11 protein-coding genes are annotated in these 12,153 nt (G+C 42.7%); 9 read left to right on the top strand and 2 right to left on the bottom strand.

Features of this window, described 5'->3' with window-relative positions; all coding sequences use genetic code 11:
• Window positions 1-7 precede the first annotated feature (7 nt).
• On the top strand, window positions 8-2,164 hold the full coding sequence (locus OHT75_RS03190; RefSeq protein ID WP_264724994.1) for a M3 family metallopeptidase: 2,157 nt from the start codon (window positions 8-10) through the stop codon (window positions 2,162-2,164).
• Window positions 2,165-2,254: 90 nt separating this feature from the next.
• Here the strand turns inward: OHT75_RS03190 and OHT75_RS03185 are convergent, their stop codons facing one another.
• A complete protein-coding gene (locus OHT75_RS03185; protein ID WP_264724993.1) occupies window positions 2,255-2,512 on the bottom strand; it encodes a hypothetical protein in 258 nt (85 codons plus the stop codon).
• Between the two features lie 373 nt (window positions 2,513-2,885).
• Between OHT75_RS03185 and OHT75_RS03180 the strand changes: the two genes are divergently transcribed.
• The 7 genes from OHT75_RS03180 (at window position 2,886) to OHT75_RS03150 (ending at window position 10,093) form a co-directional block, all read left to right on the top strand.
• On the top strand, window positions 2,886-4,712 hold the full coding sequence (locus OHT75_RS03180; RefSeq protein WP_264724992.1) for a S8 family serine peptidase: 1,827 nt from the start codon (window positions 2,886-2,888) through the stop codon (window positions 4,710-4,712).
• 199 nt (window positions 4,713-4,911) lie between these two features.
• Window positions 4,912-5,127: a DUF7661 family protein gene (locus OHT75_RS03175; protein ID WP_264724991.1), complete on the top strand. Its 216-nt coding sequence runs from the start codon at window positions 4,912-4,914 to the stop codon at window positions 5,125-5,127.
• 30 nt (window positions 5,128-5,157) lie between these two features.
• Window positions 5,158-6,231 carry a DUF2157 domain-containing protein gene (locus OHT75_RS03170; protein WP_264724990.1) on the top strand — a complete coding sequence of 358 codons (1,074 nt, stop codon included), beginning with the start codon at window positions 5,158-5,160 and terminating at the stop codon, window positions 6,229-6,231.
• Window positions 6,224-7,378: a DUF4401 domain-containing protein gene (locus OHT75_RS03165; protein ID WP_264724989.1), complete on the top strand. Its 1,155-nt coding sequence runs from the start codon at window positions 6,224-6,226 to the stop codon at window positions 7,376-7,378. The genes OHT75_RS03170 and OHT75_RS03165 overlap by 8 nt, the downstream gene beginning before the upstream one ends.
• A complete protein-coding gene (locus OHT75_RS03160; RefSeq protein ID WP_264724988.1) occupies window positions 7,365-7,865 on the top strand; it encodes a GDYXXLXY domain-containing protein in 501 nt (166 codons plus the stop codon). Before OHT75_RS03165 ends, OHT75_RS03160 begins: the two co-directional genes overlap by 14 nt.
• Before the next feature lie 256 nt (window positions 7,866-8,121).
• Window positions 8,122-8,805, top strand: coding sequence for a PilZ domain-containing protein (locus OHT75_RS03155; protein ID WP_264724987.1), 684 nt, complete (start codon window positions 8,122-8,124; stop codon window positions 8,803-8,805).
• Between the two features lie 94 nt (window positions 8,806-8,899).
• Window positions 8,900-10,093 carry a serine hydrolase domain-containing protein gene (locus OHT75_RS03150; protein ID WP_264724985.1) on the top strand — a complete coding sequence of 398 codons (1,194 nt, stop codon included), beginning with the start codon at window positions 8,900-8,902 and terminating at the stop codon, window positions 10,091-10,093.
• Between the two features lie 112 nt (window positions 10,094-10,205).
• Here the strand turns inward: OHT75_RS03150 and trxC are convergent, their stop codons facing one another.
• Window positions 10,206-10,628, bottom strand: a complete 423-nt coding sequence (trxC, locus tag OHT75_RS03145; protein WP_264724984.1) for a thioredoxin TrxC — start codon at window positions 10,626-10,628, stop codon at window positions 10,206-10,208.
• Between the two features lie 278 nt (window positions 10,629-10,906).
• Here trxC and OHT75_RS03140 point away from each other — a divergent pair, with 278 nt between their 5' ends.
• The gene (locus tag OHT75_RS03140; protein ID WP_264724983.1) at window positions 10,907-12,118 is read left to right on the top strand and encodes a porin; all 1,212 of its coding nucleotides are present in this window, start codon (window positions 10,907-10,909) and stop codon (window positions 12,116-12,118) included.
• Window positions 12,119-12,153 lie beyond the last annotated feature (35 nt).

Below are 12,153 nucleotides of genomic sequence, written 5' to 3'. Positions count from 1 at the left end.
TATTTCAATGCGTAAAACTCTTATCACTACCGCAATCAGTGCCGCACTGATGCTCAGTGCCTGTTCAGAACCATCAAAAAACACCACCCCAATGAGCCAAGCGACAGCAGAGACACCAACAACAATGACTAAAGCACCTGCAACCGCCGCAAACGTATTACTAACCCCTAGCCCATTGCAATACATGGCACCGCAGTTCGACAAATTGCAAGGCAGTGACTATTTGCCAGCATTTGAGCAAGGCATGCAGGCGCATAAAGCTGAAATTGCAGCAATAACCAATAATAGCGACCCTGCGACCTTTGAAAACACCATTGTGGCTTTAGAAAAAGCTGGCGCGATTTTAGACCGCACTCAACGGGTATTCTTCAATCTTTCAGGATTAATCTCAGACGATAACTTCACCCGTGTTGAAGAACAAATAGTGCCTCAATTAACCGCACATCAGGACAACATCTACCTTGATGAAAAACTGTTTGCCCGAATTCAGGCAATATATAAAGCCAAAGCGGCATTGACAGGTGAAGACCTGCGTTTAGTTGAAGTGTATTACGATCGTTTTGTGCGTGCAGGTGCTGAATTATCAGCAGCGGATAAAACCACAATGCGTGAACTCAATGGTGAGCTAGCTAAACTTGAAACCAGTTTTTCCCAAAACCTATTAAAGTCCTATAAAGAGGATGTGATTATTGTTGAAGACCAAGCGCAACTTGATGGTTTGTCAGACAACGATATCGCATCACTTGCCGCTGCAGCTAAAGATGCTGGTAAAAACGGTTACATGATCACCTTAGTTAACACCACAACTCAGCCGTTGTTAGCTAGCCTTAAAAACCGTGATTTACGTAAAAAACTCTGGGAAACATCTGCCTATCGCGCAATGGCAACCAATGCACCGCTTAATATACAAATCGCCAAATTACGTGCTCAAAAAGCCAAATTACTCGGTTATTCAACTTGGGCGGCTTATTCACTTGGCGATCAAATGGCTAAAACCCCTGAAGCGGTTTATGGCATTCTGGATGATCTTGCGCCAAAAGCCCTAGTCAAAGCCAAAGTGGAAGCGGCCGATATTCAAGCTGAAATAGTAAAAGATGGCCAAACTTTTGAACTCGCGCCATGGGACTGGGCTTACTATGCGGAAAAAGTCCGTAAAGCCAAATATGATCTCGACGACAGCCAAGTTAAACCGTATTTTGAAATGAACACCGTATTGAATGACGGTATGTTTTTCGCCATGAATAAGCTGTACGGCATTACTGTAAAACCACGTAATGACCTACCTGTATGGCATAAAGATGTCAGCGCCTATGAGATTTTCAATCAGGATGGCAGCTCAATTGGTTTGTTTTATTTAGACCTCTATGCCCGCCAAGGTAAACAAGGTGGCGCTTGGATGGATGAACTTGTCAGCCAATCATTCTTAAACAATACAAAGCCCGTGGTTTATAACGCGCTAAATGTCCCTAAGCCAGCTGAAGGGCAACCTACTCTGATGACATTTGACGAAGTCAGCACACTATTCCATGAGTTCGGCCATGCGATTCATGGATTATATTCACAGGTTAATTATCCCAGCCTAGCAGGTACATTAACCGCGCGTGACTTTGTAGAGTTTCCTTCACAGGCCAACGAAGATTGGAGTATCGACCCACAAGTGCTAGCCAACTACGCTAAACACTATCAAACTGGCGAGCCTATTCCTGCCGAGCTATTAGCTAAGGTATTAAAAGCACATACCTTTAACCAAGGTTTTGGTACCGTTGAATACTTGTCTGCTGCATTACTTGATATGGAATGGCACTCAATTGCAGCCGACACCGAAATTACCGATGTTGCCGCCTTTGAAAAACAAGCCTTAGCAAAACATGGTTTAGATTACGCGCCAGTCCCGCCACGCTACAAAACCACTTATTTTAGCCACAGCTTTGGCGGCGGTTATTCTGCGGGTTACTACGCCTACTTATGGACAGAAGTGTTTGCGGCAGATGCATTCTCTTACATGATGTCTCACGGCGGCTTAACCTTAGAAAACGGTCAAAAATACCGTGACACGGTTTTATCAAAAGGTAACAGTCAGGATTTAATGCAAAGCTATATCGACTTTGCCGGTAAGAAACCCTCAACAGAGGCATTATTAATGCGCCGTGGGTTAGTGCATTAATTAATCAACATGGTAGCAATTATCCACTACCTAGCAAAAAAGGGGGCATAATGCCCCCTGTTTCACATCATGATGTCAAACAACCATTTATCATGGGGCAAAAGCATCATTATGACCACAGAGTAATATGACACTTATCTTCAGTAATGACGTGGCTCTATAGGCGAACCTATTGAGTAACTCACAGGCAACAGCCATTTCAGCACTAAATGCTAAGTTGCTGACTAAACATATTACATCTTGAGCTGCCTTGCTGATTCCTTCAGCTGATGCATCAGCCTCATTAGAACCGCCTAACAGAATTAAACTCGCTATAGTGACAGTGCTAATGTCGAAATGGGTTGGCATATTATTCCCAGTGGGATGAAATACCAAAACCGCGTATAACCACCTCAGAAAGTTAACAAAACACCAACATCTAGTAAGCAGCAATTATCAGATTAGTGTCTGTCAGCTAAAACCTAACCATCCAATTAAAGCCTAAAAAACTAAATAAAAACAACAACAAAAAATAATACACACCCGTTCACAGTGTATTTTTTTGCAAAATGACATTTTCAGTATTTTACAACACCACAAGTTAACAAATTGTTAAGGCTGATACATTGTGTTACATTTTATTCGGTAGTACACATGACCTTATATAAAAATGCTATCAAAGCTTGCAAAGACAAGCTGATGTAGTTGGTGGTAAGAACAATAATTAAAAAAGAGAAAAATTATGAAATTATCTTTACTTTCAAGTGCAATGCTAGCCCTAACTGTCGGCGCTAGCGCCTCATCACAAGCAGCGGATGATCGTTATGTCATTCAAGTCGACCAACAAAAAAAAGGCGTAGTTAAGGCGCTAGCAAAACAATTAGGTGCGCAAATTCACGTTGATGGCGATGGTTTTATCGCAGCAACCTTTAGCGGTAAAGACTTAGCACAAGTAAAAGGACTATTAAATAATCCTCACGTCAAACTGGTTGAATTAGACCAACCACGTCATTTAATGTCGGTGTATGCTGATGACAGTGGCAACCCAATGACACAACAAATCACGCCATATGCTGTGTATCAATCACAAGCCAACCAAGTGACATTTAACCCTAATGCGGGGATCAAAGTGTGTGTTATTGATTCTGGTCTAGACCGTAGCAATAATGATTTTCAATGGAACAACATCACCGGGGATAACGACTCTGGAACTGGTAGCTGGGATGTTAATGGTGGCCCACATGGTACTCACGTAGCAGGAACCATTGCAGCTGCAGATAACGGATTTGGTGTTGTGGGTATGGCACCAGGTGTTGATTTACACATTATTAAAGTGTTCAACGAAGCTGGCTGGGGTTATTCATCTGATCTAGCCCATGCGGCAAACCTATGTAGTAATGCTGGAGCCAACATCATCAGCATGAGCTTAGGTGGTGGTGGTTCAAACTCAACAGAATCAAATGCGTTCAAAGCCTTTACTGACGCGGGCGGTTTAGTCGTGGCGGCTGCAGGTAACGATGGTAATAATGTCCGTTCTTACCCTGCTGGTTACCCATCTGTCATGATGATTGGTGCTAATGATGCTAACAATAACATTGCTGACTTTTCTCAATTTCCATCTTGTTCTTCTGGTAAAGGCCGTCGTGTCACCACAGATGAGACCATTTGTGTTGAAGTGACAGCGGGTGGTGTAGACACCCTTTCGACCTACCCAGCGGGTATGGCCACGGCATCATCATTAACAGCAGATAATGCGTTCATTGTTTCTTCTTCAATGGAAAACTCAGGTAATGCATCTGGCTCAACTTACTACATGGGCACCGCTGAAGCGGTAGACAGCGGCGCAAATGGTAATATTTGTGTAATCGATCGCGGTGCTATCTCTTTCCACGATAAAGTCGCAAACTGTGAAGCGTCAGGCGGTGTTGGTGCGGTTATCATTAACAATGAACCTGGCATGCTTTACGGCACACTAGGCGATGCTAACGCAACTTCAATTCCTGCCGTTGGCGCAGCATTTGAAGACAGAGCAACATTACTTGCCGCCTCGACTATGGCCATAAACATAGGTACATCTGACTTTGGCTTTATGAGTGGTACATCAATGGCTACGCCTGCTGTTTCTGGTATTGCGGCATTGGTGTGGTCACAACACAATGAATGTACTGGTACTGAAATTCGTAATGCCCTAAAAGCAACGGCTCAAGATGCGGGTGCAACAGGAAAAGACGATTACTTTGGATACGGTATTGTTAAAGCGGCTGCTGCACATGCATATTTAACAACTAATGGTTGTGAAGGCGGCGTAACGCCACCACCAACTGGCGGAGACATTACTTTAAGCTTGAACGGTGTGAAGAGTCGAGGCGCTAAGTTTATCGATTTAACCTTTAGCGGGTTATCCGGTAACAATGTAGATGTGTTCCGTAATGGTAGCAAATTAACCACTACAGCGAATGATGGCGCTTACACCGATGCATTAAATACTAAGTCAACCCTTAACTACAGTTACAAAGTATGTGAAGCAGGCACTACAACTTGTAGCGCTGAAAAATCAATCACTTTCTAAGGTGACTCTGGCGTAATCCATAAGGCCAGCGCCATTTTTAATTTAAAAAGCCAGGAAACTGGCTTTTTTTATGCCATAAATTTATTCGTTTATTCCATAATTCAGTTCATCCCGCTTAAACAGCAATACTTTTTGATGAATATCATTGCTATCCTGACAATTGTTTTTCATTATGCCCTTGTTCACTAAGGAGAATTGCATGGCTAAATTTGATGTATTTGGCACAACAATGATAGCAATACAACATCAGGACCAATGGCAACTCAGTATCGACTCTGGTTTGGGCTTACGACGTCCAGTAAAAGATGTGGTGCTCCCACCCTCATTAGATGAAAATGAATTGGCACAATATTTAGGCGATATCTACCATGAATGGGCCACAGACCGTCATCCGCACATTGTGAAGCTGTCCTAAGTATCCGCAGCATAAATCCAAGGAGCAGGAATGATAATCAGCAAACGTTCAAACATATGGCAATGGTTTACTGCGGGTAAAATCGTCGCCAATAACCTTAACGCAGCAATGCTGGCTGCCTACCCTTATCCCAGTGAGCACAATTGGCTGCAACTGATTGCTAATTTAGTGTTGTTTCTTGGCATGTTATTGCTCAGCGCAGGGGTGATATTTTTCATGGCATTCAATTGGGATGCATTAGCCAACCTGACAAAATTTGCGATTGTAGAAGGTCTGTTGATGGCGTTTATTGGCGGGTATTATCTTACTCATCGCGCATCAGATGCCTCAAATCCAAACAAGTTTGTTGCCTTTAATCACCATTGGAACTTACCCAATGCCATGCTATTGGGGGCCAGTATTATGGTCGGCGCACTGTTAGCATTGGTCGGGCAAACCTATCAAACAGGAGCCGATCCCTGGCAATTGTTTGCGCTGTGGGCGGTGTTCATTCTGCCTTTTGCTGTTATCGCAGGATTCGATCTCTTGTGGTTGCTTGTGCTGGTGTTAGTGAATGTCAGTTTAGGTATTTACTTTGATTCATTTGCCTCTATTTGGGGGGTAAAACTAGCACTTATTCAAATAATGGCATTGTTTAGTTTAGTGAATTTATCTATTCATCTGCTATTTAACCTCGCCCGCCGATTAACTTGGGCGGCTCAATCACGTTTTCAGTGCCCTGCAGTAGAAGCCACCAGCTTATTGGTCAGTATGGTTAGCTTAACTTGGCTGATGATTTGGGTGGTGTTTGATGTTGATGCCACCGTCGACTCTAGTGACTACGCCTTACTGTATTTAACCATCATGGCAGCTATATTTGGCTGGTATCGTTACCGCTCACCTGCGCTTTACCCACTCACCTTAGTATTAACCAGCCTCTGCGCCACCATAGTATCGATATTTTCAAGGGGCTTATTTGAAAGTCATGATCCCATCGGGATCTTTTTGCTAATAGCGTTGCTAGTTGTCGGTCTTACCAGCGGCTGTTTATATTGGTTGAAGCGCATTCAACAAGAGTTTGCAGCACAATCCTCTCTCAGTGATGGGGAAGCCTGTGATGAATAACGCCATAAACAACCCTGATAAAAGTTCTGCGCAGGAAGCACAAACGCAATTGTGGACCTTATTATTTAACCAAGGGCTGGTTGACAACAACACCTTACCGGCGACTGAGCTATCAAGCCCTTGGTATATCATTGGCGCCCAAATCATTGGCGGGTGGGTTGCGGCATTATTCCTGTTGGCATTTGTTTTAGCGAGTATCGCGTCTGTCACTGACATGGAACAATCGATATTAGTAATAGGGATAATCATGACACTTGGCTGTTTAATCTATTATCGAGTCGGTGAAAATCGCCAAGAATTTGTGCTGCAAATGGTATTTGCTTTAAGCATTTCAGGCCAGTTGATGATGCTTTGGGGGATCCACGACACCCTAAAACACCTAGATGATGGCATTATAGCCTTACTGTACGCGATGCTTTTTGCTGTTCATTGGTGGCTTATTCCACACAAAGCTAACCAATTTATTGCTGCTATCGCGATGGTGCCTAGCTTGCTCACCATACTGGCAATGCACCAACTTAGTTTGCTTATTCTGCCACTGTTAATTGTCTGTTTAATGCTGGTGTGGTCGCGGCTTTATCAATGGCCACAAAGTTACCAACGTCTACGGATGTTAGGCTACGCCCTTGGCCTTAACGTACTGTTTGCCCATTTTGTCTTATCCGACATGGGGCGCTGGATGGATCTCCCCCAAGTAATAATGGCATTTGACGCTCGCTTTAGTCACTACCTTGCTGTGGTGATGGTGTTGTTATCGGCATTGTGGCTCATCCACAAAGTATTTAATCAGTTAAGCATGCAACCACTTGAATCAACAAATACAACACCACTGCGCCGCGTGAAATCTATCGCCATATTAAGCGCAATATTAATCAGTTTGTTATCTATCCCTATGGCGGGGATCAGCACTGCGGTACTGATGCTGCTACTGGGGTATTTTTACAATGAATTCAAACTCACTGCCCTTGCCATTGGTGCATTAGTGAGTTTTATTGGCCTATATTACTATTCGTTGCATATGAGTTTATTCGACAAATCACTCTGGTTAATGGCCAGTGGAGTGATGCTATTGCTGATCCGCTGGGCACTCGCTAGCAAGGTCGACAAAACGAGTAACAAACAGGAGCAACGCCATGACATTCAGTAAAAGCAGGCTTGGTGTGATAGCGAGTGCTCTAATCATTTTGGCGCTGGTAAACCTGAATATTTACCAGCAAGAGCAACAACTGGTTACTGGCAACTTAGTGGTATTTGAACTGGCACCTGTTGACCCTCGCTCGTTAATGCAAGGAGACTACATGGCGCTCAACTACCAAATAGCCAGCAAAATTAGCCAAGCAACTCAATTAGAAAATGGATTAGAAAACCATGACGGTTTGTTTGTTGTAACCTTAAACCAACACAATCTCGCCCAATTTGACAACCTCTACCAAGGTCAACCCCTGCTGCCCAACCAACACATAATCCAATATCGAATGCGAAACGGCAGCGTGAAACTAGCCAGTAATGCCTTTTTCTTTGAAGAGGGGCGAGCTGAAGCGTTTGCCAAGGCGAAATATGGTGAGTTTAGGGTCACCCCTGAGGGAAAAATGCTACTGAGCAACATGTTAGATAAAGATTTTAAACGGATTTAATCACACAACACCTTAATTCAGTAAAGTCATACTATTATCTACTAGGATAAATAACACTCACAGACAACAAGTGATCTTCAATAGTACAGAAAAAGCAAAATAATAAGGCGGAGTTTAGCGGTAAATTGTTATTCTATAATCGAAAAACATTACACGGTTATCTAATGTTTTCACAAGCAAGTATAGGTCGTTATTTGTAATGATTACAAAGTATTAAGTGAATACTCTAAACGTGTCAGCAGCAAATGGATAAAGTATGGCAACCAAAAAAGTCAGCATCAAAAATAACAATCACACTAGCGCATTTAAGTTTTTATTAGCTGGTACGCCGGTCAATATTGATATTTCTACTCCTACCGGTGAACTTGGGCGCTTTAGAACCACCTTTATTGGTTATCTGCCACAGCAATTCATTCTGATTCAATCTCCTGAATCCACCAAACTTGGCAAACACGAACAATATATAGTTAAAAATGTCCCCATTACCGTCCGGGGGTTAGTTGAAGGGCACGAAGCCTCGGTCATCGCGTTTCAAACCACCTTAAAACAAACCTTAAGCACCCCAACCAAAATACTAGTGTTAAATTTCCCCGACACTATGGTGATCCATAACTTACGCTCCACTAAGCGAGTACTGACTGAGTTAGCCTGTACCGTCAGCACCAATGGTCAAGAGTATGAGGCAGTAATGACCGATGTGTCACTATCAGGGTGTCACATTAATATTGCCAAAGGTGGTGCCGATAGCATTACCGAAGACACCCTTGTCACCGCCAAATTCTGTGACAACGATGCAGACGAACCTACCCTCACCCTATCGTGTAAAGTGTGTAATCTGAAACCATTTCAACAAGGCGTTGAGTTTGGTGTGGAATTTGCTGCTGAGCAAGATCCCACCATTGAATCGATTATCCGCCTTGCGCTGTTGTCGGAGAAATAATCTTGTTGCTCACAAATATATCAATCAATTGATTTATCGTAACGATAACGCTAGGTTACTTAATCTACGTTAATTTTTCCTTTGGATAATCGAGATGTCGATTCGGTTTAAGCACATCAAAGCGGTAGCTTTGGGCATAGTTATCATTGTTTCCTTGATCGTTGGATTTAACTGGCAAACCGTTAACCGCTTATACAGCGTCGTCACCTTATTTGATGAAGGGGTGATCGTAAACAACTTCTCCCATATGAAAACGCTCTTTTTTAACCAAAAAATTGCCCAACAAGGCACACCTTATGTATTTAACAGCAACTTAAAGCCATTACCTGAGTCATTCACTTACCGTAATAAATCGACCAATACCGAATCCTTTTTAACCCGCCGCGCCACCACAGCTTTGTTAGTGCTAAAAGACGACAACATTAGCTACGAACAATACTTTTTAGGCACCCATAGTGATGACAAACGCATATCTTGGTCGATGGCGAAATCCTTCGTGTCGGTATTATTTGGTATGCAGGTTGACGCTGGCAAAATTGATATTGAACAAACCGTCGATTTTTATCTGCCAGAACTTGCTCACTCGGGTTATGCCAATGTCAAAGTAAAGCACGTTTTGCAAATGTCATCGGGCGTGAAGTGGAATGAAGACTATCAAGATTTTTATTCTGATATCAATAAAATGGGACGTATTTTAGCTATTGGTGGCTCGTTAGATCAGATGGCCAGCGAGCTGGTCAACGAGTCAGCACCAGGCAAAACGTTTCATTATGTCAGTATGGATACCCATGTGATTGGCATGATAGTCAGGCGCGTGTCTGGTAAGTCATTAATCGAGCTGTTACAACAAAACCTCTGGGGACAGTTAGGCATGGAGGACTATGCTTATTGGCTTACCGACTCACAAGGTGTGGCTTTCGCATTAGGTGGATTGAACATGACCACCCGCGACTATGCGCGTTTTGGCCGTTTATTGCTAAATAACGGTGCCTACAATGGCCAACAAATTGTCTCCGCACAGTGGATAAAAGCCGCCACTACCCCACAAGCGGATTACCTGCAACCCCAGGCTGACAAACTGGGCTATGGCTATCAAATCTGGTTACCACCCGCAGCTGAAGCAGGAGAGTTTTTTTGTGTTGGGGTATACGGACAATATATTTACATCAATCAACAACACAATATCGTGATTGTGAAAAACAGTGCCGATTTAGGCTTTCAAGATGGGTTAATTTCAAAACACGAAACCATCGCATTTTTCCGTGAAATCGTAGCTTCGTTGAAATAGTGTGCTCACTTAATGATTTAAATGAGCAGTGTTCGTTATAAACGCGATCCATTATTGCGTTTTTATTCGATCAAACTGGCCTGTCACATTAAAGCCTGTTCTATATAAAACCCTATTTCAACGATTCAAGCCATTGGTTAAAGGATGAGGCAGGCATAGCGCCCGATTGCTGTGCAATTATTTTGCCTTGCTTTAATACCATTACGGTTGGGATAGAACGGATATTAAATTGCGCCGCTAATGCTTGTTGATCTTCTGTATTAAGCTTACCGAAACGGAATCTAGGTTCCCACTTTGCAGCGGCCTGACTAAATACAGGGGCAAAGCTTTTACACGGCCCACACCAGCTAGCCCAAAAATCGACTACCAGTGGCAGCTCTGATTTATTAGCATGATAGATGAAATTTACCGCGGTAAGATCAATGGGTTCGCCAATAAAAAGACGTTGTTTACATTTACCGCAAGTGGGTTGTTGCTCAAGTCGTTCTTGCGGGACACGATTTAACGTATCGCAATGGGGGCAAGCTATTATCATTTTTACTCCACGTCACTTATCTGTATTAACGCCCAAACAGCCAAAACCATGTTACCACAATGTGTCAATTGTTCATTATCTGTTTTAGTCGTATGTTTTTAGCATTTAATTCTGTACATCATCGGTTAAAGAGTTAGAAAATTTGATGTTAATCAGCTGTTATAGTGTCTTTTATCTTTGAGAGATTGATAATCTTTTGCTAATCTCAGATGCAACTCAAGTAGGCATAAAACAAAGAAATGCAGCTTACAGACTCAAACAAATAAGGTTTATACCACATGAAAAAGACACTCATAGCTACCGCGCTTTCAGCACTTTTTATTGCCCCTACAGTATCGGCAATTGAAATTTATAAAGATGATAAAAATGCGGTAGAAATTGGCGGTTTTGTTGATGCTCGTATCATTAATACTCAAGGTGAAACAGAAGTCGTCAATGGTGCTTCACGTATTAACTTTGGTTTTAATCGTGAGCTTACCAATGGCTGGAAAGCGTTTACTAAATTAGAGTGGGGTGTCAACCCTGTCGGTAACAGCGATATCGTTTATAACAACCGCTTTGAGTCTGTTCAAGATGAGTTTTTTTACAACCGTTTAGGTTACGTTGGACTTGAACATGATACCTATGGCTCATTAACTATTGGTAAGCAATGGGGCGCTTGGTACGATGTGGTTTATAACACCAACTACGGCTTTGTTTGGGATGGTAATGCCGCTGGCGTATATACCTATAACAAAGATGATGGTGCCGTAAACGGCGTGGGTCGTGGTGACAAAACCGTTCAATACCGTAACAGCTTTGGTGATGTCAGCTTCGCGATTCAAACTCAGCTTAAAAACAGCAGCTTCTATACTTGTGATACAACCGAAGAAATAAGCCAAGCAGACTGTGAACAAGAGTTTGTTGGCGGTGCAAAAGAAGCTCAAAAAGTTGACTTCGACTACACCTATGGCGGTTCGATTACTTATCAAGTCACTGACATGTTGTCATTAACTGCGGGTGTTAACCGTGGTGAATTTGAGGTGCAGTTTGGTAATGGCGAACAAACTACCGCCATCGACTTAATTTACGGTGCTGGTATTACCTGGGGCAACTGGGATAATAATGGTCTATATGCCGCCGCTAACTTCAATAAACAAGAAAACCATGATACTGATAACCTAGGCCGCTTAATCAAAGATGCTTATGGTGTTGAAACCTTAGTTTCGTACAAGTTTGACAACGGTTTACGTCCATTTGTGTCATACAACATTTTAGATGCAGGTGATGACTATGTTATTCAACCTAACTTTAATGCTGACCCTAACGACGTATTCAAGCGTCAGTTTGTGGTAGTAGGCTTACACTATGTATGGGACACCAATACCGTATTGTATGTTGAAGGCCGTAAAGACTTCAGCGACTTTACCAGTGCAGATAAAGCACAAGAAGCAAGAATGTCGATGTCAGAAGAAGACGGCGTAGCTATCGGTATTCGTTACACCCTGTAATCGGTTAACGCAATCGCAAGATAAACCAAAAGCCC

Origin of the sequence: Shewanella subflava (assembly GCF_025971955.1) — a bacterium.
GTDB lineage: Bacteria > Pseudomonadota > Gammaproteobacteria > Enterobacterales > Shewanellaceae > Shewanella > Shewanella subflava.
This window is presented reverse-complemented; position numbering and strand designations above follow the sequence as displayed.